Origin of the sequence: Bradyrhizobium huanghuaihaiense, assembly GCF_025200885.1 — a bacterium.
In the GTDB taxonomy this organism is placed as follows: domain Bacteria; phylum Pseudomonadota; class Alphaproteobacteria; order Rhizobiales; family Xanthobacteraceae; genus Bradyrhizobium; species Bradyrhizobium huanghuaihaiense.
The window spans coordinates 3,810,209-3,834,344 of record NZ_CP104172.1; the positions used below are offsets into that span (position 1 = coordinate 3,810,209).

Annotated in this window: 19 protein-coding genes; 12 read left to right on the forward strand and 7 right to left on the reverse strand. The window is 63.8% G+C overall.

Going from position 1 to position 24,136, the window contains the following annotated elements; genetic code table 11:
* Positions 1-6: 6 nt before the first annotated feature.
* The 7 genes from N2603_RS18120 to N2603_RS18150 form a co-directional block, all read right to left on the reverse strand.
* Positions 7-966 (reverse strand): transketolase family protein, encoded by a 960-nt coding sequence (locus N2603_RS18120; RefSeq protein ID WP_260389843.1) that lies wholly within the window; start codon positions 964-966, stop codon positions 7-9.
* Positions 967-976: 10 nt separating this feature from the next.
* Positions 977-1,825, reverse strand: coding sequence for a transketolase (locus tag N2603_RS18125; RefSeq protein WP_018647220.1), 849 nt, complete (start codon positions 1,823-1,825; stop codon positions 977-979).
* Positions 1,800-2,837, reverse strand: coding sequence for a phosphotransferase family protein (locus tag N2603_RS18130; protein ID WP_260389845.1), 1,038 nt, complete (start codon positions 2,835-2,837; stop codon positions 1,800-1,802). The genes N2603_RS18125 and N2603_RS18130 overlap by 26 nt, the downstream gene beginning before the upstream one ends.
* On the reverse strand, positions 2,834-3,445 hold the full coding sequence (locus N2603_RS18135) for an HAD family hydrolase (protein ID WP_260389846.1): 612 nt from the start codon (positions 3,443-3,445) through the stop codon (positions 2,834-2,836). Before N2603_RS18135 ends, N2603_RS18130 begins: the two co-directional genes overlap by 4 nt.
* A 5-nt stretch (positions 3,446-3,450) precedes the next feature.
* Entirely contained in the window at positions 3,451-4,452 is a 1,002-nt protein-coding gene (locus tag N2603_RS18140) for an NAD-dependent epimerase/dehydratase family protein (RefSeq protein ID WP_260389847.1), read from the reverse strand.
* A gap of 26 nt (positions 4,453-4,478) precedes the next feature.
* Entirely contained in the window at positions 4,479-6,044 is a 1,566-nt protein-coding gene (locus N2603_RS18145) for a PfkB family carbohydrate kinase (protein WP_260389849.1), read from the reverse strand.
* An 84-nt stretch (positions 6,045-6,128) separates the two neighbouring features.
* Positions 6,129-7,157, reverse strand: coding sequence for an SDR family oxidoreductase (locus N2603_RS18150; protein WP_260389850.1), 1,029 nt, complete (start codon positions 7,155-7,157; stop codon positions 6,129-6,131).
* Positions 7,158-7,317: 160 nt separating this feature from the next.
* Here N2603_RS18150 and N2603_RS18155 point away from each other — a divergent pair, with 160 nt between their 5' ends.
* The 12 genes from N2603_RS18155 to rpoC all read left to right on the forward strand — a co-directional run bounded on the left by N2603_RS18155 (position 7,318) and on the right by rpoC (position 24,135).
* Positions 7,318-7,905: an SIS domain-containing protein gene (locus tag N2603_RS18155; RefSeq protein WP_260389851.1), complete on the forward strand. Its 588-nt coding sequence runs from the start codon at positions 7,318-7,320 to the stop codon at positions 7,903-7,905.
* Positions 7,906-7,977: 72 nt separating this feature from the next.
* A complete protein-coding gene (locus N2603_RS18160; protein ID WP_260389852.1) occupies positions 7,978-8,940 on the forward strand; it encodes a lysylphosphatidylglycerol synthase transmembrane domain-containing protein in 963 nt (320 codons plus the stop codon).
* Positions 8,941-9,025: 85 nt separating this feature from the next.
* Positions 9,026-10,294, forward strand: a complete 1,269-nt coding sequence (locus N2603_RS18165; protein WP_260389853.1) for a class I SAM-dependent methyltransferase — start codon at positions 9,026-9,028, stop codon at positions 10,292-10,294.
* 329 nt (positions 10,295-10,623) lie between these two features.
* Positions 10,624-10,815 (forward strand): preprotein translocase subunit SecE, encoded by a 192-nt coding sequence (gene secE / locus N2603_RS18170; protein WP_007611620.1) that lies wholly within the window; start codon positions 10,624-10,626, stop codon positions 10,813-10,815.
* Entirely contained in the window at positions 10,815-11,369 is a 555-nt protein-coding gene (gene nusG, locus N2603_RS18175) for a transcription termination/antitermination protein NusG (RefSeq protein ID WP_018647229.1), read from the forward strand. The genes secE and nusG overlap by 1 nt, the downstream gene beginning before the upstream one ends.
* Positions 11,370-11,500: 131 nt before the next feature.
* Positions 11,501-11,929: a 50S ribosomal protein L11 gene (gene rplK / locus N2603_RS18180; protein WP_008136439.1), complete on the forward strand. Its 429-nt coding sequence runs from the start codon at positions 11,501-11,503 to the stop codon at positions 11,927-11,929.
* 6 nt (positions 11,930-11,935) lie between these two features.
* Positions 11,936-12,628: a 50S ribosomal protein L1 gene (rplA, locus tag N2603_RS18185; RefSeq protein WP_018647230.1), complete on the forward strand. Its 693-nt coding sequence runs from the start codon at positions 11,936-11,938 to the stop codon at positions 12,626-12,628.
* Between the two features lie 90 nt (positions 12,629-12,718).
* Positions 12,719-13,672 carry a 2-hydroxyacid dehydrogenase gene (locus N2603_RS18190; RefSeq protein WP_260389854.1) on the forward strand — a complete coding sequence of 318 codons (954 nt, stop codon included), beginning with the start codon at positions 12,719-12,721 and terminating at the stop codon, positions 13,670-13,672.
* A 586-nt stretch (positions 13,673-14,258) separates the two neighbouring features.
* Positions 14,259-14,777 carry a 50S ribosomal protein L10 gene (gene rplJ / locus N2603_RS18195; RefSeq protein ID WP_018647232.1) on the forward strand — a complete coding sequence of 173 codons (519 nt, stop codon included), beginning with the start codon at positions 14,259-14,261 and terminating at the stop codon, positions 14,775-14,777.
* A gap of 54 nt (positions 14,778-14,831) precedes the next feature.
* Complete coding sequence (gene rplL / locus N2603_RS18200) at positions 14,832-15,209, forward strand: 50S ribosomal protein L7/L12 (protein WP_018647233.1); 378 nt, start codon at positions 14,832-14,834, stop codon at positions 15,207-15,209.
* A 481-nt stretch (positions 15,210-15,690) separates the two neighbouring features.
* Positions 15,691-19,809 (forward strand): DNA-directed RNA polymerase subunit beta, encoded by a 4,119-nt coding sequence (gene rpoB, locus N2603_RS18205; RefSeq protein WP_018647234.1) that lies wholly within the window; start codon positions 15,691-15,693, stop codon positions 19,807-19,809.
* Positions 19,810-19,938: 129 nt separating this feature from the next.
* Entirely contained in the window at positions 19,939-24,135 is a 4,197-nt protein-coding gene (rpoC, locus tag N2603_RS18210; protein ID WP_018647235.1) for a DNA-directed RNA polymerase subunit beta', read from the forward strand.
* Position 24,136: the final 1 nt, after the last annotated feature.

The window sequence follows — 24,136 nt, forward strand, 5'->3', positions numbered from 1 at the left end:
GGCCCGTCAGGTGGAATGGAGTTGAGGAGAGGAGGTGCGCGACGCCGCGAGCGCATGCTCGATCGAGGTCGCAATGGCGTTGGCAGAGAGCCCGTGCTTCTTCAGCAGCGAGTCCTGCGAGCCGTAATTGTGCATGAAGCGGTCCGGCAGCGACAGCCGCAGCATGGCGGGCAGGCCGGATCCGAGCTTGTCGATCAGCGTCTCCGCGACCGCGCTGCCGAGGCCGCCGGAGGGGACATGCTCCTCGAGCGTCACCAGCAGGCGAGTGGCGCGCACGGCCTGCAGCAGCGCCTCGGTGTCGAGCGGCTTCACGGTGTGCATGTGCAGGATGCCGGCGCGAACGCCTTGCGCGGCCAGCAGGTCGGCCGCGGCGAGGGCGCGCTGGAGCATGATGCCGGTGGTGACCATGAGGACGTCGCCGGGCGGCCGCATCAGGATGGCCTTGCCGATCTCGAAGCCGTGCTCGGCCTTGGAGACGATGGCGTCGCCGCCCTTGCCGAGCCGGATGTAGATCGGGCCCTTCCAGTCCAGCGTCTGCTCCATCATGCGCGCCGCCTCGTCGGCGTCGCACGGGCAGATCACCGTCATGTTCGGCAGCGCCCGCATGATGGCGATGTCCTCGATCGCCTGGTGGGTGGGGCCGAGTGGCGCATAGACGAGGCCGCCGCCGTTGGCGATCAGCCGCACCGGCAGATTGTGCAGGCAGAGATCGACCGCGACCTGCTCGTAGCAGCGACGCGTCAGGAAGGTCGCGATGGTGTTGACGTAGGGCACGAAGCCTTCCATCGCGAGGCCGGCCGACATGCCGATGATGTGCGCTTCCGAGATGCCCTCGATCAGGTGGCGCTTGGGAAACTCCTTGCTCATCGCGCGCAGCGTGCCGGCGCCGGGATCGGAGCCGATGTAAAGCACACGCTCGTCGCGCGCGGCGAGCTTGTGGACCATGTTCATCGCGGTGTTGCGCATGGGGAGCCGATCAAAAATCGCCGACAGCAACGCGAATAGCGTCGAGCTCGCTGTCGGTCAGCTTGTTCTTGTGATGCCAATCGGCATTGGATTCCGCAGCGGGAAGTCCCTTGCCCTTGACGGTATGGCAGATGATGGCGGTGGGCTTGCCCGCAACGGCCGGGATCTGCTTCAGCACGGTGCGCAGGGCGCCGACGTCGTGGCCGTTGACCTCCTGCACGGCGAAGCCGAAGCTGCGCCACTTGTCCGCGAGCGGCTCCAGCGGTAGCACGTAGTCGGTAGGCCCGTAGCTCTGGAGCTTGTTGTAGTCGATCAGCGCGACCAGGTTGTCGAGCCCGTGCTTGGCCGCGCCCATCGCAGCTTCCCACACCGATCCCTCGTTGATCTCGCCGTCGCCGAGCAGGACGAAGGTCCGGTAGCTGCGCTCGCGCATGCGTGCGGCAAGCGCAAGGCCGACGCCGATCGAGAGGCCATGCCCGAGCGCGCCGGTCGACGCCTCGACCCCCGGCACCATGCCGTATTCGGGATGTCCGCCCAGGATGCTGTCGGGGCCGCAAAAGCCGTCGAGCTCCGACAGCGGGAAGAAGCCGCGATCGGCCAGCAGCGCATAGAGCGCCAGACACCCGTGTCCCTTGCTGAGGATGGCGCGGTCGCGATCGGGATCGCGCGGATTCTTCGGATCGATCCGCAACACGTCGTCGTAGAGCACGCGGACCATCTCGATCAGCGACAGGGCGGGTCCGACATGTCCGCGTCCCGCGGAACGGACAGAACCGAGCACCAGGCGGCGCAAATAAAGGCTGCGCTCGTCCAGCGTGCAGGTGAGGGCGGCTTCAGCGTGGGGTGAGGTCTGGATCACGTTGGCAAATCGTTTGGTGGAGCCGGCGCGCTTTGTCGAGCTGACCAGCAAGGCGGACCGTCAGATCGCCACCTTGCGCGGCCAATGCGCGTCGGGAGCGGCTTTCCGGCAAATAAGCATTCAGGACAATCAGGCACCAGATCGCCCCAAACACAGGATACAGTACGTCACGACGGATCGCAAACGCGTCATCCCTAGCCGCGAAAGCTTGCGTGAGGCGTTCGGTCAATCGATTTGCTTTGGCGTCGGGCAGATCGCTACCGGGGTGAAGCGCGGTGTCGGACACGAGCTTGACCGGATCGTCCCAGCCGAAATACTCGAAGTCGATGAATCGCAGCCGGCCGTCTTCGCCGCGCAGTGCATTGTGCAGCCCGAAATCGGACGGGCTCAACGCGCGATGCGCGGGCGCAAGGTCTGCTGCGGGATTGCGGCCGAGTTCCGCATAGCGCAGGCGCAGCTTTCGGATCGCGATGGACGTGCTGGGCACCAGGCTGCCGTCGACGAATGCGCGCAGGTCCGGATGATCGTCCGAGGCCCGCCTCAGTCCGTCCAGGCGCTGCTCGTACTGGGCGATCGCCTCCTCGGGCGAGAAGATGCTGGCCGAGGCGTCGCGCAACGTCTGCGCGCCGTCGGCGTCGCGCAGTTTCTGCAGCTCGATCAGGAAATCGGCCAGCTGATCGGCATCGCCGTCCTGGGGGCGCAGCACCGCCGCTTCGCCGTCGAACCATTGATACAGCGCGCAGAACGCATCCTCATCCTTGGCGACCGGGTGCGGTGTCGACATGATGCTGTGGCGCGACAGAAACGACAGCGCATCATATTCCTGTCCCAGGCGATCGCGCCCGTCGGACGGATAATGCTTGAGGGCAAGGGCCGGTCCCTTTGCCATCTCGAGCCGAAACACCCGGTTGTTGCCGCCGGACCGCGCCGGTTGGACGGCAGCAACGGGGGCGCCCGCCAGGCGGCTGCCGATCGCCATCGCGTCCATTGCGCTGATGTCCGGTTCGCTCATGCCGCAAACACCTCGTCGCGGATGGCAGCCCATGTCGCGATCGGCTTGCAATGTCCGGGGTGCGGGGATTGCGAGCGCGTGAACAGGATCGATCGCGTGCCTTTCGGGAAATGCGGTTGCTCGAAGACCTCGATGAGATCGTCGATGAAGATGTCGAGCTCCAGGCTCACGAGCCTGTCGACCTTGGCGGCCATCGTGTCCTCGAAGTAGACATCGCCAGCGGCCACCGCCGCATCCGCGGCGTCGATCAGGCCGGCACCGCGCAGCCAGCCGCGCGCGGCTTCGCGCAAATCGGTACGGTCCGGATCCTGATGACCGAATCGGGTCTTGTGGCTGACGACGTACACCTTCGCGCCGGCCTGTCTGCACGCCGCCAGGAATTCCCGCACGCCCGGATAGATTTCGGCGCCGCCAATGCCCTTGCCGTAGACGAAGCCTTGCAGGCCTTGCCAGGCGAGCTCGCCGCCGGTGCGGGATCGCAAGTAATCCCGCACATCGGTCTTCAGCCCCTCCCAGCCCTCCGGCACCAGGTCGCGCTGACGCGCCGCGGCGGCAAAGACCTTGTCGTAGCAGATGATCGTGTTGTCGAAATCGATGCCGATCCGCACGCCGCTCACTTCAGGCTGATATTCTGCATCATCTTGATGTTGAAGTACCGGGGGTCGTTGAGCGAGTTCGGCAGACGGCCGGTCTTGAAGGCGTCCACCAGACCCGACACGGCCTGCTCGATCGTGTGTGTCGGCGCAAATCCGAGCTCGCGGCGGATCTTCTCCGAAGAGACGTGATACGAGCGCAGATCGTCGGTCGGCTCGACCGCGATGTCGACGTTATTGCCGACCACCGACTTGACGATGTCGGCGATCTTCATCAGCGAGTGGTTCTCGTAGCCGATATTGTAGGTCTTGCCGTCGATCTTCGCGTCGTCCTGCTGGAGCAGGAACAGATAGGCCGCCGACATGTCCTGGATATGCAGGTTGGGCCGGCGCTGCGTTCCGCCGAACACGCGGATGCGGCCGGTGTTGACCGCAAGGTTGGTCAGGATGTTGACGACGACGTCGAGCCGTTGCCGCGGTGCGTAGCCGCAGACAGTGGCTGGACGCACGGTGCAGGCGACGAACCCGGATGCGGCTTCGTCGGCGAGGTCGGTCTCGCACATCGCCTTGAACTTGGAATAGTCGGTGAGCGGCTCGCAGGACAGCTCCTCCGTCACCTCGGCTTCGTCCTTGATGCCGTAGACGCTGGAGGAGGACGCGTAGATGAAGCGCTTGATGCCGGCCTTCTTCGCCGCGCGCACCATCGGCCGGAAGCAGTCGTAGTTGATGGACTTGCCGAGCGTCGGATCGAGCTCGAACGAGGGGTCGTTGGAAATACAGGCGAGGTGGATCACCGCATTGTTGCCGCGCAGCGCTTCGTTGATCGCGGCCTCGTCGCGGATGTCGCCCTTGATCAGGCGCAAATTGGGGTTGTCACGGACGGCGTCGAAGACGTTTTCGCCGTACATGAACAGGTCGAGCACCGTGACCTTGTGGCCTGCGGCGAGCAACTGGGGAACCAGCACGCTGCCGACATAGCCGGCGCCACCGGTGACCATCACGTTCCATTTCTGATCAATCACTGTCGTTCTCCAGAATTCTCTTTGCGCTACTTCAACAACGCGGTCACGAACTTGACCAGCGGCGCCTTTTCGACCGAGCTGCGGTGGCCGACGATACCGACCTTGATCGCGCCCGCCGCGTTGCCGATGAACGCGACGTCCTCGATATTGCCGCCGGCGGCAACCAGTGGTGCCGTGATCGTCAGGAAGGCGTCGCCGGCGCCGACGGTGTCAACGACGGTCTTGGTGAAAGCGGGTACGCGCGCGACGCCGGTCTTCGACGAGAACGGGTAACAGCCGAAGGAGCCGTGCGTGATGATCATGTTGTCGCAGGCGATCTTGCCGTGCAGGCTGTTCTCGATCACCGACGCGATGTCGCTGAACTTGTCGGTGGCGGCCAGCCGCGCTTCCGGCGCGTCGATGCAGATGTAGTCGGCCCGCGGATACTTCGTCACCAGATTGTAGCCGTGATTTCCGCTGTTGCTCTGGGCGTTGACGGCCAGGAACTTGGAATTCGCGATCAACGTATCGATCGTGCTGGACGCGATCATGCCGTGGCCGAAATCGGTGACGATGACCACGTCCGCGCCGCGCACGCGCTCCGCGGTGACCCGGTCGATCTCCTGCCGCTGGGTCTCGCTGACCGGCGTGTCGTTCATGGTGTAGACCTCGAACAACTTGTGCAGGTAGCCGAGCTCGACGTAGCGGAGCTTGCGGGTGGTGGGGCGGTTTTCGACGCGGATCGGCGTCAGCTTGACGTTCTGTCGGATATGCGCGCGAAGGAATTCTTCGGGATAGTCGTCGCCGCCGAGCGTCGTGACGATCTCGACCGACTTGCAGAAGCTCGCGACGTGGTTCGCCGCGGCGATCACGCCGCCTGCGAATTGCTCCCGGTTCTTGAACAGGGTCGCGACGATGTTCTCCTTCGAGGCCTTTCCGAGCGCGGTGACGTACTGGTACTCGTCGATGATCGTATCTCCGACCAGCACGACGTGCATGTCCTGGATCTTGTCGATCAGCTTCAGGAGGCGTTCGGCGCCGCCGCCTTCGCGCACCTTCTGGAGGTAGTCGCGCAGGGGAGGGTCGTAGATGTCGAAATAGCGGTTCAGCAGCGACGACGAACTGAAGGTCACGTCGCGCGTGAATACGATGCGCCCGCCATGGCGCTCGACGGCCTCGCGCTCGGTGGCGATCTTGCCGGTGACGTCATCCTCGGGATTTTCGTAGTCCGAGCCCTTCACGTAGATGTCGGGGCGTACGGTGTCGAGGACCGGTTCGGCGCTGGAGGTCCGGTTGATGGCGACCCAGTCGACCGTGCCGAGTGCGGCCAGCATCTCGGCGCGCATGTTCTCGGGAAAGATCGGCCGTCCCGGGCCCTTGTTGACGAAACGGTCGGCGGTGATGGTCACGATCACCACGTCGGCCTCGTTGCGCGCCGCCAGGATGTGCCGGACGTGACCGAGATGGACCAGATCGAACACGCCGTGGCACAGCGCCACGGTACGGCCCTCGGCCTGTGCGGTCCGCGCGATCGCTCCCAGCTCCTCGAGCGTCTTGATCTTCTCGTGCGGTGCCGGATGGACCGCCGCCTTGTCTGTCGCAGAATTACCCATGTGAATTACCCAAAAGCACCGGCCGGCCTCGGCCGGCTGGCCCGAAATTGATCGACTCGCGGCGACAATACGTAGCGAACCTGTTCAGTAGCTTGCCTTCTGCGGCGCACCGGACGCCGCATCCTTGTCGTCGCCAAGATATTTGAACCAGTCCTTGGTGGCGTCGGCAATCTTGTCCACCGTCCACAGGGGAGCGTCCTTGTACTGGTCCATGGACTTCAGCATCGTCGCGACGCCGTCCTCGAATTTCACCTTCGGCGTCCATTTCAGGATCCGCTTGATCTTGGTGATGTCGGCGTAGGTGCAGTCGGGCTCGCCGGGACGCTTGGGAATGTGGACCTTGTCGCCGCCGAGCAGTTCAACCAGCCGGTTGACGCTGTAGGTGTTGTCCGAGCCGACGTTGAAAATCTCGTGCGAGACGTCGGAGCGTGCGGCCGTGACGAAGGCGTCGGCGACGTCGCTGACGAAGGTGAAATCGCGGGTCTGCTCGCCATCGCCGACCACTGTGAAGGGCTTGCCGGCAAGCTTCTGCGCCATGAACACGCCGAACACGGCGCCGTAGGTCCCCGTGGTGCGATGGCGCGGCCCGAACACGTTGAACAGACGGAGCGCGACCGCCGGAAGCTTGTAGACCTGGCACCAGTGCATGACGCACTGCTCGCCGAGATTCTTGGTGAGAGCGTAGGGATACATCGGCCGGATCTCGGCGCTCTCCGGCGTCGGATAGACGTCGGGGATGCCGTAGCAGGACGACGACGCCGCATACACGAAGCGGCTGACGCCAGCCTGCCGCGCAGCCTCGAGAACGTTGACCGTGCCGTCGACATTGGCGCGGTGATACGGGATCGGCGATTCGATCGAGGGAACGATGTCGGCGAGTGCCGCGAGGTGGAACACCCAGTCGATACCGTTGAAATACGGGCTGATCGATTCGCGGTCAGTGACGTCGGCCCGGACGACCTTCAGCCGGCTCGAACCGGCGTGCGACGACAGATTTTCGGAACGTCCGATGACGAAATTGTCGAGCGCAATCACCTCATGGCCGTCATCGAGAAGGCGATCAACGAGGTGACTGCCGATGAAGCCGGCGCCGCCAGTGACGATGCATTTCATAGGAACATCCGTAGCGCGAATGCCCTGCGGGCGTCGCCAATGTTGAGTGAAACCCTGACGCCGACTAACAGCCGGTCGCGATTTTTGCAAGTATTATACCTTTGCAATCCCTGGTAATAGCCGGTATCAGGGCGTCATGTTGCAGTCGAGCCGCCAGCCCATGCCCGCCGAGACTCTTGATCCCGATCACAAGGCCTTCCTCGTCGATTACATGGGGCGCCTGCATCGCGCGACGGCGATCGACGACGGTGTTTTCGCCAGCATCTCCGCCACCCGCGCCGCCTGGTTGCGTGCGCGCGAGCAGGGCGGTCGCGTCATCTTCATCGGCAATGGCGGCTCGGCCGGCATTGCTTCGCATCTGGCGATCGATCTGGCGAAGAACGCGTCCGTGCCAGCGCTCTGCTTCAGCGATGCCAGCATGATGTCGTGCCTTGCCAACGACTACGGTTTCGAGGACTGGATCGCGCACGCCGTGCGGCTGAGCGCCCGCGCCGGCGACTGCCTCGTTGCGATCAGTTCGTCGGGGCGCTCGAAGAACATCCTCAATGCGGTTGCGCAGGCGCGGACGATGAAGCTCGGCGTGATCACGCTGTCGGGCATGAATGTGGACAATCCGCTGCGCAATCTCGGCGACGTCAATTTCTGGGTGGACAGCCGCAGCTACAACATTGTCGAGACCACGCACCAGTTCTGGATGATGGCCGCGATCGACCTCGTCATAGGTCGCGCGGAATACCCGGCATCCTGAGGCGGGCATCGGATGCATGCGCGGTTCAAACAGGCAGCCCTGTTCTCGGTAAAGCTGCTGCTGTCGATCGCGGTGCTGGTCTACATCGCGCGCGGTCTCGACCTGCAGCAGTTGCGCACCCATCTCGTCTCGATCAATCCGTTGCTCTTTATCCTCGCACTGGCGCTGATCTTCGTTCAGACCTTCGCACTGAATGGCCGGTGGGAGCTGATCATGCGCGCGCTCGGCGTGTCGCTGGATTGGCTCGCTGGCTGGCGGATCCTGATGATCAGCCTCTGGTTCAACCAGGTGCTGCCGTCGTCGGTGGGCGGCGACGCGGTTCGGATGTGGCTGCTGCGCCAGCGCGGCGTGCAGTGGCCGGAGGCGGTCAAGGGCGTTGCGGCGGACCGTTTCACGGCGTTGATCGGGCTGATCGTGCTGATGGTGGCCGGCTTACCGGTCCTGATGTCGCGGGTGTCGAATCAGGCTGCGATCCTGGCGATCGGCGGGCTGACGCTGGCGGGCGTCGCCGGTACCGTGGTCCTGTTGACGCTCGATCGCCTGCCGAAGCGCCTCATCACGCTTCCCGCGATCGCAAGCTTCGTCCGGTTCGGAACGCTCGTCAGATTTCTTCTCCTGCGATCCGAGCACCGCGGTTTGCTGTTCGGGTCGGCGCTCTTCATTCATCTTGTGACGGCAGCGGCGTGCTATGCCTTGGCGCGCGGCGTAGGAGCTCAGCTCTCGGTGGTGGACGCCGCCATCCTGATTCCGCCGGTGGTCCTGCTGACGGCGGTTCCGATCTCGATCAGCGGCTGGGGCGTTCGCGAGGGCGCAATGGTTGCCTGTCTCGGCTTGGCCGGCGTTCCTTCCGAGGAAGCGCTGTCGGTTTCGCTCCTGCTGGGGGCGGTCAGCGTGATCGTCGGTCTGGCGGGCGGGGTGATCTGGCTGGCAAGTCCGGAGCGGGGCTCGTATTCAGCGGACAAGGCCGCGCAGGCTGCCGAAGAAGCGCCGGGCTACGGGCTGGCGAAGGCCAGGGAGGTCTCGAGCCACCCTTGACTGTCTTGAACCATTACCGTCGATCTGATCTTCACAGGGTGGGGTTGTCCCGCTCGCTCGCATGTCTCCGTTTTCCGGATCTATGATGCAAAACCTGTTCTACGTCCGCCATACCTGCCGCCTCTGTCATTCGGACAAGCAAGAGCTGGTCGTTCCGATGGCCGGCATGCCCATTGGCACGCCCAACTTCCAGGTGCCGAACGCCAGCGTCGACGATCCCGTCTTCCGGGCCGCGGTGCCGATGGCGCTGCACCTGTGCAGGGATTGCGGCCACCTCCAGATCCTCCATGTCGGCAATCCGGAGGTCCAGTACCGCAACTACGTCTACACCACCTCGCTCTCGCTCGGCCTGCGGGAGCATTTCGCCGGTTATGCCAACGACGTCGTCAGCCGCTTCGGGATTGCGCCGGGCTCGCTGGTCGTCGAACTCGGCAGCAATGACGGATCGTTGCTCGGCTTCTTCAAGGAGCGGGGCATGCGGGTGCTGGGCGTCGATCCGGCCGTCGACATTGCGCGGCGCGCGACGGAGAGGGGGATCGAGACCATCGGCGATTTCTTCACCGACGTGATCGGTCGCCGCATCCTTCAGAGCCACGGTGCCGCCAGCGTCGTGATCGCCAACAACATGATCGCCAATGTCGACAACCTCGATCCGCTGGTGATCGGGGTCCGCGACGTGCTGGCGCCGGATGGGTTGTTCGTGTTCGAAACGCAGTATGGCGTCGACGTCACCGAGAAGAACCTGCTCGACACCGTCTATCACGAGCATCTGTCGTATTTTAACATCAAGCCGCTGATCCGTTTCTTTGCCCGGCTCGGCATGGAGCTGATCGACGTCCAGCACATCTGGACCAAGGGCGGCTCGATTCGCGTCACGGTTCAGCGCGCCGGCGGCCCGAAGAAGCCGTCCGCGGAAGTCGCGCGCTTCGTCGCCGAGGAGGACCGGCTCGGTGTCGATCAGCCGGCTTATTACGCACCCTATGTGAAGAGAATCGCCGCCATCCGCGACGAACTGATTGCGATGGCTGATGCCGCCCATGCGCGCGGTCAATCGGTTGCCGGCTACGGCGTCTCGGTCGGTACCACGACGCTGCTGCCGCAGTTCGGCCTGGAGAACAAGATCGACTTCCTCGTGGACGACGATCCGAAGAAGGGGAACGTGATGGCCGGCCCGGGATACGACATCCCGATCCTGCCGCCCGCGGCCCTTTACGAGCGCAAGCCGGCCTTCGTCGTCGTCTTCGCCTGGCGCTATGTCGACCCGATCCGGGCCAAGCATGCCCGCTATTTCGCCGAGGGCGGAAAGTTCGTGGTGCCGCTGCCGGGCATTACCATGGTGGACCGGGCCGACTGACGGGGCCGGCGGGGGCTGAAGGCCTCCCCGGGATGGCGCCTTGCGGGTGGTGGATAAGTCCTTGATCCACATGACCTCTGCACGGCGGTCCGGGGGAGGGCGGCTTGCCCGCACAAGCCCTCTCTATCTTGACCTTTGGCCTCATCCGCAGTAGATACCCCGCACTCGCAGCCGGCCCGTTAGACGCGGATCTCCGGCGCGGCTTTAAATCCCCGAACAATCGAGCCCGGTTCCCGGCTCATCCTTCGAGACAGAGGGCTGGGCCAACGGCGGCTGTTCGGATCCCTGAAATTCATGTGCGTCTGTCGACGGACGCTGGACCTCAAACGATGGCAGTCAGCCCGTTCAAGTTCTTGCAGGAAGTGCGCTCGGAGACCGCCAAGGTCACCTGGCCGACCCGCCGCGAGACCACGATCACCACCATCATGGTGTTCGTCATGGTCGCGGTCGCCTCGATCTTCTTCTTCGCCGCCGACCAGATCATCCGCTACCTCATCACCTTCCTTCTGGGCATCCACTGATGGCTACAGCAACCGCTCAAGTGTCCGACAAGCGCTGGTACATCGTCCACGCCTATTCGAACTTCGAGAAGAAGGTCGCCGAATCGATCCGCGAGCAGGCCAAGCAGCGCGGGCTCGAGGAGCTGTTCGAGCTGGTGCTGGTTCCGACCGAGAAGGTCACGGAAGTGCGCCGCGGCCGCAAGATCGACGCCGAGCGCAAGTTCTTCCCGGGCTACGTCCTGGTGAAGATGAAGCTGACCGACGAGGCGTTCCATCTGATCAAGAACACGCCGAAGGTGACGGGTTTCCTCGGCGCGGAAAACAAGCCGATGCCGATCTCGGAGGCCGAGGCCATGCGCATCCTGCACCAGGTGCAGGAGGGCGTGGAACGGCCGAAGGCGTCGGTGTCGTTCGAGATCGGCGAGAACGTGCGCGTGGCCGACGGCCCGTTCGCCTCGTTCTCGGGGGTGGTCGAGGAAATCGACGAGGCGCGCTCGCGCGTGAAGGTCGCGGTGTCGATCTTCGGCCGTGCCACGCCGGTCGAGCTGGAATTCGGTCAGGTCGAGAAGGTCTGACCGGACGAGGCGTGAGGCTTCGGTCTCACGCGACAAGAGGCCGTGGGAGGACGAGGGCGGTTGCCAGCCGCACATCGATCCCGACCACGAACCTGAAACCGCCGGCTCCGCCGGCACAACAGGAGTGATACATGGCAAAGAAAGTGACCGGATACCTGAAGCTTCAGGTCCCGGCCGGTGCGGCGAATCCCTCGCCCCCGATCGGTCCCGCGCTCGGTCAGCGCGGTCTCAACATCATGGAGTTCTGCAAAGCGTTCAACGCCCAGACCCAGAAGGAAGAGAAGAACACCCCGATTCCCGTCGTGATCACGATCTATGCCGATCGTTCGTTCACGTTCGAGATGAAGACCCCCCCGATGTCCTTCTTCCTCAAGCAGGCTGCCAAGATCCAGTCCGGCTCGAAGGCGCCGGGCCGTGACAAGGCCGGCAAGGTGACCAAGGCGCAGGTGCGCGAGATCGCCGAGAAGAAGATGAAGGACTTGAATTGCGACACCATCGAATCGGCCATGAAGATGGTCGAGGGCTCTGCCCGTTCGATGGGTCTGGAAGTTGCGGGGTAAGCGGCTATGGCAATCGGAAAGCGTTTGAACAAAGCCCGCGAAGGCATTGACCGCGAAAAGCTTTACCCGCTCGCGGACGCCATCAAGATGGTCAAGGAACGCGCCAAGGCGAAGTTCGACGAGACCATCGAGGTCGCCATCAATCTCGGCGTCGATCCGCGTCACGCCGACCAGATGGTCCGCGGTGTCGTGACCCTGCCGAACGGCACCGGCCGTACGCTCCGCGTCGGCGTGTTCGCCCGCGGCGCCAAGGCCGATGAAGCCAAGGCCGCCGGTGCCGACGTCGTCGGCGCCGAGGACCTGGTCGAGAAGGTGCAGAACGGCTCGATCGATTTCGACCGCTGTATCGCCACCCCCGACATGATGCCGCTGGTCGGCCGTCTCGGTAAGGTGCTCGGCCCGCGCGGCCTGATGCCGAACCCGAAGATCGGCACCGTGACCATGGACGTCACCGGCGCGGTGAAGGGTGCCAAGGGCGGCTCGGTCGAGTTCCGCGTCGAGAAGGCCGGCATTCTGCAGGCCGGCGTCGGCAAGGCCTCGTTCTCCGAGGAGAAGCTGGTCGAGAACATCAAGGCTCTCGCGGACGCTGTCTCCAAGGCGAAGCCGGCTGGTTCCAAGGGCACCTACATCCAGCGCGTTGCGGTGTCCTCGACGATGGGCCCCGGCGTGAAGGTCGAGCCGGGCACCATTCTCGGCTAAGGTTTGGAAATTGCATGATGCGAGGGGCGGAATCGGGCGACCGATTCCGCCCCTCGTCGTTTGTGGCGGCGTTGACCGGAAACAAGAACAATGGCTGACAAGGTCCTGATCTACTCGCGCTTTCCCAAGACGATGATGGCGCGTTTCGCCGAGCGGTTCGAGCTGCTCGACACCGGCGGCAAGCCCCCGCGCGAGGTGTTTTCGGCGGACGAACTCAGCGGCATCCGTGCGATGCTGACCGCGGGCGGCTCGCCGCTGGGCGCGGAGGAGATGGACCTGTTTCCAAAGCTCGGCGCCATCGTCTGCTACGGCACCGGCTATGACGGCGTCGATTTGAAAGCGGCGGCCGCGCGCAACATCGCGGTCGGCCACAGCCCGGGTGCCAACGCGGCTTCCGTGGCCGATATCGCGATGACCCTGATGCTGGCGACGACGCGGCGGATCCTGGTTGCCGACCAGTATGTCCGCAGCGGCGATTGGGCGGCCTCGAAGCAATCGCCGATGATGCGCCCGCAAGCCGGCATGCCCGGCCGCCGCATCGGCGTCTATGGCATGGGCGAGATCGGCCGCAAGATCGCGGCGCGCTGCGCCGCCTTCGAAAGCGAGGTCGGCTATTTCAGCCGCACCAAATACGATCTGCCGTATCAATATTTTCCGTCGCTGGAGGCGCTGGCCGACTGGTGCAGCGTGCTGATGATCGCGGTGCGGGCAGGGGCCGAGACCCAACATGTCGTCAATGCCGATATCCTCGGGCGACTTGGGACAGACGGCTATGTCGTCAACATCTCCCGCGGCTCTGTCATCGACGAGAAGGCCCTGGTCGCGGCGCTCACCGACAAGACCATCGCCGGCGCCGGCCTCGACGTCTTCGAGAAGGAGCCGCATGCGCCCGACGCGCTGACCGCGCTCCCGAACGTCGTGTTCGCCCCGCATATCGGTGGCCACACCCTGGACTCGCACGTCGCCATGCAGAACTGCGTACTGGCGAACCTGACCGCGTTCTTCGAAGGCAAGCCGCTCCCTTACGCGGTCAAATCGGTCTGAATCGGTCCTTGTTGGGCCATCTCAAGCCCGGTCGGCAACAGATTGGAACTGGTGTGAATTTTGCTCTTGGCAAGCAGGCCCGGAGCGGTTAAAGAACCGCCTCCGGACGTGCCGGCCTCGGCTGGCGCGTTCGTGCACGCATTCCGAAAACCCGACGCGACAGGAGATCATTCCTTTTCAGGACGTCCGCAAGGATTTGCCCGAAAAGGAAGGAAAATCCGTCGGTTGGCTGGGATGCGGGCAGAGGTCGGACGGTTCGCCGGCTGACCTTGTCCTGTCCAAGACTGCAGGCGCCCGCGGGAAATTTCGATTTCTCAACGGCTTAATCGCATGGCCTGCATAGACGGGTGAAGACCGGATTTCACTTCGCATCCAGCTTTAAGGGCTGGCTTCGCGAAACGGGTCTGGTTCGGACCTCGACACGCCGTGGGCCTTTCAGGGGCTCCCGGAGGGCAGGCTTTGAATTGTCGTCTTGCCCGGCGTGTCCGAAGGGTTTTTGACCCGGAGGTTCAGGTTTGGGCGGGACGATGGGTGCAACCCGGCGGTCCCGCTTTTCGCGAAGACTGCCAACCGGAAAGAGCTTGCTGTGGAACGAGCGGCAAAAAAGGACGCGGTCGAACAGCTCAATGGGGTCTTCAAGGCCACGAGCGTCGCGATCGTTGCTCAATATTCCGGCCTCACCGTCGCCCAGATGCAGAAGCTGCGCCAGCAGATGAAGCAGGCGGGTGCATCGGTGAAGGTCTCGAAGAACCGTCTCGCCAAAATTGCTCTTGAAGGCACTGACGTCGTTGCCATCGGCCCCATGCTGAAGGGACCGACCGTGATCGCCACTTCGAACGATCCGGTAGCGGCGCCAAAGGTCGCCGTCGAATTCGCCAAGGCGAACGAAAAGTTCGTCATCGTTGGCGGCTCGATGGGGAAGACCGTCCTGAATGTCGACGGCGTGAAGGCGCTTGCCTCGCTGCCGTCGCTTGACGAACTGCGCGGCAAGATCGTCGGCCTGCTTGTGGCCCCGGCGACCAAGATCGCTCAGCTCGCCAACGCGCCCGCGGGCAAGCTCGCGCGCGTCATCCAGGCTCATGCCTCAAAGGGCGAAGCGGCCTGACGCCCTTCGCAAAACTCAAACCCGAACCAGACTTACACCTAAGGAAACTGAACAATGGCTGACTTGCAGAAGATCGTTGACGACCTCTCGAGCCTCACCGTGCTCGAAGCCGCTGAACTCGCGAAGCTCCTCGAAGAGAAGTGGGGCGTTTCGGCTGCCGCGGCTGTCGCCGTGGCCGGCCCGGCTGGTGGTGGCGCTGCCGCCGCTCCGGCTGAAGAGAAGACCGAGTTCACGGTCGTTCTCGCCTCCGCCGGCGAGAAGAAGATCGAGGTCATCAAGGAAGTCCGCGCCATCACCGGCCTCGGCCTCAAGGAAGCAAAGGATCTCGTCGAGGGTGCTCCGAAGCCGCTGAAGGAAGGCGTGAACAAGGAAGAAGCCGAGAAGATCAAGGCCCAGATCGAGAAGGCTGGCGCCAAGGTCGAGCTCAAGTAAGCACTGCTTACTGGCGGGATCCCGGGCGAGCGTCGGCTCAGCCCGGGATCCTGGTCCCCTCGAGAGGGTGGACCGGATGCAAAAGGCGTGCGACGGAACGATCCGACGCGGGCCGAACACGAAAAAGTGTGGGGATTTGAGGGTTTGTCCCTCGAATCTGCACTATTGTCGCCCCATATCGGGTCGGCAGCACGAAAGCGCGGTGGGCAGGGAGGCCGGATTTCCCTGGAAGCCGTTGGGAGAGCAGGCTATTTCGGGCTTTTGCAGTCCGTGAAGACGATCGTTGTGACGGGCGGGCGCGCACACCAGCGCCCCGCGCGTCGTTTTGCGTTTTGAAGGTCTGAAGAACAGATTCAGGACATTCCCGCCTGAACCTGAGTTTCCGGCCCCAAAAACGGGTTCGAAAAATTCAACCCGGGGAGCGGTGGCAGCCGCGTTCCGGACGGCGCGCCCACAGCGGGCGACGAAATGAGAGGCCACGATGGCGCAGCAGACATTCACCGGTCGCAAACGCGTTCGCAAGTTCTTCGGACACATCAAGGAAGTCGCCGAGATGCCGAACCTCATCGAGGTTCAGAAGGCGTCCTATGACCAGTTCCTGATGGTCGACGAGCCCCAGGGCGGTCGTCTCGACGAGGGTCTGCAGGCGGTGTTCCGCTCGGTGTTCCCGATCTCGGACTTCTCGGGCACCTCGATGCTGGAATTCGTCCGCTACGAGTTCGAGCAGCCGAAGTACGACGTCGACGAGTGCCGCCAGCGCGGCATGACCTTCGCGGCTCCCCTCAAGGTGACGCTGCGCCTCATCGTGTTCGATATCGACGAGGAAACCGGCGCGAAGTCGGTGAAGGACATCAAGGAGCAGGACGTCTACATGGGCGACATCCCGCTCATGACGATGAATGGCACCTTCATCGTCAACGGCACCGAGCGCGTCATCGTCTCGCAGATGCACCGTTCGCCCGGCGTGTTCTTCGACCACGACAAGGGCAAGACCCACTCCTCGGGCAAGCTGCTGTTCGCCGCCCGAGTGATCCCCTATCGCGGCTCCTGGCTCGACATCGAGTTCGATGCCAAGGACATCGTCTATGCGCGTATCGACCGTCGCCGCAAGATTCCGGTGACGTCGCTGATGTTCGCCCTCGGCCTCGACGGCGAAGCGATCCTGTCCACGTTCTACAAGAAGATCCTCTACAAGCGGACCAAGGAAGGCTGGCGCGTTCCGTTCGACGCCAACCGTTTCCGCGGTTACTCGACCGTCAACGACCTGATCGACGCCGACACCGGCAAGGTCGTGCTCGAGGCCGGCAAGAAGCTCACCGTCCGTGCCGCCCGCCAGCTCCAGGAGAAGGGGCTGAAGGCGCTGCGTCTGTCGGATGAGGAGCTCGTCGGCAACTACCTCGCCGAGGACCTCGTCAACCCGAAGACCGGTGAGATCCACGCCGAGGCCGGTGAGGAAATCACCGACAAGAACATGAAGGCGCTCAACGAGCACGGCTACAAGGAGCTGCCGCTGCTCGACATCGACCACGTCAATGTCGGCCCCTACATCCGCAACACGCTCTCGGCCGACAAGAACATGACGCGTGAAGACGCGCTGTTCGACATCTACCGCGTGATGCGTCCGGGCGAGCCGCCGACGCTGGATTCGGCGCAGGCCATGTTCCAGTCGCTGTTCTTCGACGCCGAGCGTTACGACCTCTCCGCGGTCGGCCGCGTCAAGATGAACATGCGCCTCGACCTCGATGCGCCCGACACCCAGCGTACGCTGCGCAAGGAAGACATCCTCTCCGTCATCAAGACGCTGGTGGACCTGCGCGACGGCAAGGGCGAGATCGACGACATCGACCATCTCGGCAACCGCCGTGTGCGCTCGGTCGGCGAGCTCATGGAGAACCAGTACCGCATCGGCCTCCTGCGTATGGAACGCGCGATCAAGGAGCGCATGTCCTCGGTCGACATCGACACGGTCATGCCGCAGGACCTGATCAACGCCAAGCCCGCGGCCGCCGCGGTGCGCGAGTTCTTCGGCTCCTCGCAGCTCTCGCAGTTCATGGACCAGACCAACCCGCTCAGCGAGATCACCCACAAGCGCCGCCTGTCGGCACTTGGACCGGGCGGTCTGACCCGCGAGCGCGCCGGCTTCGAGGTGCGCGACGTGCATCCGACGCATTACGGCCGCATCTGCCCGATCGAGACGCCGGAAGGTCCGAACATCGGCCTGATCAACTCGCTCGCGACCTTCGCGCGCGTGAACAAGTACGGCTTCGTCGAGACCCCTTATCGCAAGGTCAAGGACGGCCGCGTCACCGACGAGGTCGTGTACCTCTCGGCGATGGAGGAGGGCCGCTACACGGTCGCGCAGGCCAACGTGCCGCTCGACCCGAAGGGCCGCTTCACCGAAGATCTCGTGGTCTGCCGTCACGCCGGCGAAGTCTTGCCGGTGACGCCGGACAAGGTCGACTACATGGACGTGTCGCCGAAGCAGCTCGTCTCCGTCGCCGCGGCGCTGATCCCGTTCCTCGAGAACGACGACGCCAACCGCGCGCTGATGGGTTCGAACATGCAGCGCCAGGCGGTGCCGCTGGTTCGCGCCGAGGCGCCGTTCGTCGGTACCGGCATGGAAGGCGTCGTTGCCCGTGACTCGGGTGCCGCGATCGCGGCGCGCCGGTCGGGCGTGATCGACCAGATCGACGCGACCCGCGTCGTCATCCGCGCCACGGAAGATCTCGATCCGACCAAGTCGGGCGTCGATATCTACCGTCTGATGAAGTACCAGCGCTCGAACCAGTCGACCTGCATCAACCAGCGTCCGCTGGTGAAGGTCGGTGACATCGTCAAGAAGGGCGACATCATCGCCGACGGTCCGTCGACCGATCTCGGCGAGCTCGCGCTCGGCCGCAACGTGCTCGTCGCGTTCATGCCGTGGAACGGCTACAACTTCGAAGACTCGATCCTGCTCTCCGAGCGGATCGTGAAGGAAGACGTCTTCACCTCGATCCACATCGAGGAGTTCGAGGTGATGGCCCGCGACACCAAGCTCGGGCCCGAGGAAATCACCCGCGACATTCCGAACGTCTCGGAAGAAGCGCTGAAGAACCTCGACGAAGCCGGTATCGTCTACATCGGTGCGGAAGTGCGCGCCGGCGACATCCTGGTCGGCAAGATCACGCCGAAGGGCGAAAGCCCGATGACGCCGGAAGAGAAGCTCCTGCGCGCCATCTTCGGTGAGAAGGCTTCCGACGTTCGCGACACCTCGCTGCGCGTTCCTCCGGGCGTGCAGGGCACGATCGTGGAAGTCCGCGTGTTCAACCGTCACGGCGTCGACAAGGACGAGCGTGCGCTGGCGATCGAGCGGGAAGAGATCGAGCGTCTGGCCAAGGACCGCGACGACGAGCAGGCGATCCTGGACCGCAACGTCTACAACCGTCTTGCCGAGCTGCTCGAAGGGCGGCAGGGCATTGCGGGTCCCAAGGGCTTCAAGAAGGACACCAAGATCACCCGTGCGGTGCTCGAGGAGTATCCGAAGTCGCAGTGGTGGCTGTTCGCTTCGCCGAACGACAAGCTGATGGCCGAGATCGAGGCCATGCGGAAGCAGTACGACGAGTCGAAGAAGGGGCTCGAGCAGCGCTTCCTCGACAAGGTCGAGAAGCTCCAGCGCGGCGACGAATTGCCGCCCGGCGTGATGAAGATGGTCAAGGTCTTCGTCGCGGTGAAGCGCAAGATCCAGCCCGGCGACAAGATGGCCGGCCGCCACGGCAACAAGGGCGTGGTGTCGAAGATCGTGCCGATCGAGGACATGCCGTTCCTCGAAGACGGTACGCACGCCGACATCGTGCTCAACCCGCTGGGCGTGCCCTCGCGCATGAACGTCGGACAGATCCTCGAGACCCATCTCGGCTGGGCCTGCGCCGGCCTCGGCAAGCGTATCGGCCAGACGGTCGATGCCTACCTGTCGAAGCAGGACATCAAGCCGCTGAAGGAAACCTTGAAGAAGGTCTACGGCGAGGACGAGACCATCAAGTCGCTCAACGACAACGAGCTGCTTGAGCTCGGCCATAACCTCAGCCGCGGTGTTCCGATCGCGACGCCGGTGTTCGACGGCGCCAAGGAAGCCGACATCGAGGAGATGCTGAAGCTTGCCGGTCTCGACGCTTCGGGTCAGTCGACCGTCTATGACGGCCGCACCGGCGATCCGTTCGATCGCAAGGTGACGGTGGGCTACATCTACATGCTCAAGCTGCACCATCTCGTCGACGACAAGATCCATGCGCGTTCGATCGGTCCGTACTCGCTCGTCACCCAGCAGCCGCTGGGCGGCAAGGCGCAGTTCGGCGGCCAGCGCTTCGGCGAAATGGAGGTGTGGGCGCTCGAGGCTTACGGCGCGGCGTACACGCTCCAGGAAATGCTGACGGTGAAGTCGGACGACGTCGCCGGCCGCACCAAGGTGTACGAGGCGATCGTGCGCGGCGACGACACGTTCGAGGCCGGTATTCCGGAATCGTTCAACGTGCTGGTCAAGGAAATGCGCTCGCTCGGCCTCAACGTCGACCTGCACAACTCCAAGATGGGACCGGCGCCGACGTCGGAAGCGGCCGAGTAATTCGACCTTTCATGCCCGGCCTTCGCGGCCGGGCATTGGCGCCCCTCCCGAGGCCTTGAGGGCAGGGCGCCGTGCTCGAGTGATTTTCGAATTTGCGGCCGGAGGCGACCGGCACGCGAGGAGAAGACGATGAACCAAGAAATTATGAATCTCTTCAACCCGACGACGCCGGCTCAGGTCTTCGACCAGATCCGGATCTCGATCGCGTCTCCAGAGAAGATTCTGTCCTGGTCCTACGGCGAGATCAAGAAGCCGGAGACCATTAACTACCGTACCTTCAAGCCCGAGCGCGACGGCCTGTTCTGCGCCCGCATCTTCGGGCCGATCAAGGACTATGAGTGCTTGTGCGGCAAGTACAAGCGCATGAAGTACAAGGGCATCATCTGCGAGAAGTGCTCGGTCGAGGTCACGCTGTCGCGCGTCCGGCGCGAGCGCATGGGCCATATCGAGCTCGCCGCCCCCGTCGCGCACATCTGGTTCCTGAAGTCGCTGCCCTCGCGCATCGGCCTCCTGCTCGACATGACGCTGAAGGATCTCGAGCGGATCCTCTACTTCGAATACTACGTCGTTCTCGAGCCGGGCCTCACCGCGCTCAAGGACCGTCAGCTGCTGTCTGAAGACGAGTATCTGAAGGCGCAGGACGAGTATGGCCAGGACAGCTTCACCGCCATGATCGGCGCCGAAGCGATCCGCGAGCTGCTCAAGGGCATGGACCTCGAGAAGCTCGAATTGTCCTTGCGCGCGGAGATGCAGGAGACCGACTCCGACATCAAGCACAAGAAGCTCGCCAAGCGCCTGAAGATCGTGGAAGCGTTCCGCCACTCCGGCAACAAGCCGGAATGGATGATCATGACCGTGGTCCCGGTGATCCCGCCGGATCTGCGTCCGCTGGTGCCGCTGGACGGCGGCCGCTTCGCGACCTCGGATCTCAACGACCTCTACCGCCGCGTCATCAACCGCAACAACCGCTTGAAGCGGCTGATGGAGCTGCGCGCGCCGGACATCATCATCCGCAACGAGAAGCGCATGCTTCAGGAAGCGGTCGATGCGCTGTTCGACAACGGCCGCCGCGGCCGCGTCATCACCGGCGCCAACAAGCGTCCGCTGAAGTCGCTCGCCGACATGCTCAAGGGCAAGCAGGGCCGCTTCCGTCAGAACCTGCTCGGCAAGCGCGTCGACTATTCGGGCCGTTCGGTGATCGTGGTCGGTCCCGAGCTGCGCCTGCATCAGTGCGGCCTGCCGAAGAAGATGGCGCTCGAGCTTTTCAAGCCGTTCATCTATTCGCGGCTTGACGCCAAGGGCCTGTCCACCACGGTGAAGCAGGCCAAGAAGCTGGTCGAGAAGGAGCGGCCCGAGGTCTGGGACATCCTGGACGAGGTCATCCGCGAGCATCCGGTGCTGCTCAACCGCGCGCCGACGCTGCACCGCCTCGGCATCCAGGCGTTCGAGCCCGTGCTGATCGAGGGCAAGGCGATCCAGCTTCACCCGCTGGTCTGCTCCGCGTTCAACGCCGACTTCGACGGCGACCAGATGGCCGTGCACGTTCCGCTGTCGCTCGAAGCGCAGCTGGAAGCGCGCGTCCTCATGATGTCGACCAACAACATCCTGCATCCGGCGAACGGCCAGCCGATCATCGTGCCGTCGCAGGACATCGTGCTCGGTCTCTACTACGTCTCGATCATGCGCGAAGGTCTGCCCGGCGAGGGCAAGATCTTCGGCGACATGGCCGAGCTCGAGCACGCGCTGCACGCGAAGGTCATCCACCTCCACACCAAGATCAAGTACCGGTGGCAGGGCATGGATGAGACCGGCAAGGTCTCGACGCGCTGGATCGAGACCACCGCCGGCCGCGTCATGCTCGGCAATCTGCTGCCGAAGAATCCGCGGATTTCGTACGAGATCATCAACAAGCTGATGACCAAGCGCGAGATCTCGGGCGTCATCGACCAGGTCTACCGTCACTGCGGTCAGAAGGAGACGGTGATCTTCTGCGACCGCATCATGGCGCTCGGCTTCTACAACGCGTTCAAGGCCGGCATCTCGTTCGGCAAGGACGACATGGTCGTGCCGCATGGCAAGTGGAAGATCGTCGACACCACCCGTACGCTGGCGAAGGATTTCGAGCAGCAGTACAACGACGGTCTGATCACCCATGGCGAGAAGTACAACAAGGTCGTCGACGCCTGGTCGAAGGCCACGGAAGAAATCGCCAAGGCGATGATGAAGGAGATCTCCTCGACCAAGAAGACGGCGAGCGGGGCCGATGCCGACATCAACTCGATCTACATGATGGCTCACTCCGGTGCCCGCGGTTCGCCGGCCCAGATGCGCCAGCTCGCCGGCATGCGCGGCCTGATGGCCAAGCCGTCGGGTGAGATCATCGAGACGCCGATCATCTCGAACTTCAAGGAAGGCCTCTCGGTTCTCGAGTACTTCAACTCGACCCACGGCGCCCGTAAGGGCCTCGCGGACACCGCGTTGAAGACCGCGAACTCGGGCTACCTGACCCGTCGTCTGGTGGACGTCGCGCAGGACTGCATCATCACGCAGTCCGACTGCGGCACCAAGCTCGGCATCAAGATGCGCGCCATCGTCGATGCCGGCACCGTGGTCGCTTCGCTCGGCTCGCGCATCCTCGGACGCACGGCCTGCGAAGACATCCGTGACAGCTCCGGCAAGGTGATCATCAAGCGCGACACGCTGATGGAAGAGAGCCATCTGGACGCCATCCAGCAGGGTGGTGTGCAGGAGGTGAAGATCCGCTCGGCGCTGACCTGCGAACTCGTCAACGGCATCTGCGGCAAGTGCTACGGCCGCGACCTCGCCCGCGGCACGCCGGTCAACCACGGTGAAGCCGTCGGCGTCATCGCGGCGCAGTCGATCGGTGAGCCGGGCACCCAGCTCACCATGCGTACCTTCCACATCGGTGGTGCGGCGCAGCTCAACGAGCAGTCGTTCGTCGAAGCCAACTTCGACGGCAAGATCGTGATCCGGAACAAGGCCATCGCCCGCAACAGCGAAGGTCACTTGATCGCGATGGTGCGCAACATGGTGGTGGCGATCGTCGATGCCGACGGCACCGAGCGTGCGACGCACCGCGTCCAGTACGGCTCGCGCCTGCACGTCGACGAAGGCGACATGGTCAAGCGCGGCCAGCGCATCGTCGAGTGGGATCCCTACACTCGTCCGCTCCTCACTGAAGTCGAAGGTACCATCGGCTTCGAGGATCTGGTCGAGGGGCAGTCGATCTCGGAAACGCTCGACGAGGCCACCGGTATCGCCAAGCGCGTGGTCATCGACTGGCGCTCGACCCGCGGCGGCTCGGACCTGCGTCCGGCCATCGTGGTCAAGGGCAAGGACGGCAAGGTGCTCAAGCTCGCCCGTGGCGGCGATGCCCGCTACATGCTGTCGGTCGACGCCATTCTCTCGGTCGACGTCGGAGCCAAGGTCAACCCGGGCGACATCCTCGCCCGTGTCTCGACCGAAAGCGCCAAGACGCGTGACATCACCGGCGGTCTGCCGCGGGTGGCGGAACTGTTCGAGGCCCGGCGTCCGAAGGATGCGGCGATCATCGCCGAAATCGCGGGCACCATCCGGTTCGGACGCGACTACAAGAACAAGCGTCGCATCTCGATCGAGCCGATGGACAAGACCGAGGAGCCGCGCGAGTACCTGATCCCGAAGGGCAAGCACATCCACCTTCAGGACGGCGACGTCGTTGAAAAGGGCGACTTCATCGTCGAAGGCAACCCGGCGCCGCACGACATCCTTGCGGTCAAGGGCATCGAGGAGCTCGCGGCCTACCTGGTCAACGAAATCCAGGAGGTCTACCGGCTCCAGGGCGTGCTCATCAACGACAAGCACATCGAGGTGATTGTCCGTCAGATGCTCCAGAAGGTGGAAGTCACCGACCAGGGCGACACGGACATGATCTCCGGCGAGCAGGTCGACAAGATCGAGTTCGACGCGCTGAACGAGAAGGCCAAGGAAGAGGGCAAGAAGCCCGCCACGGGAACGCCGGTTCTGCTCGGCATCACCAAGGCGAGCCTGCAGACCCGCTCGTTCTTCTCGGCGGCCTCGTTCCAGGAGACCACCCGCGTCCTCACCGAGGCGGCGGTCAACGGCAAGATCGATCCGCTGGAGGGTCTCAAGGAGAACGTCATCGTCGGCCGGCTGATCCCGGCAGGCACCGGCGCCTCCATGGCCAAGATCCGCGAAGTCGCGATGAAGCGCGACAAGCTGATCCTGGACGAGCGCGAGAAGCAGGCGTCCGTCGTGCCGCCCGCACCGGAAGCAGAGCTTCCTGCGCTGCCGCCCGCGGAATGAT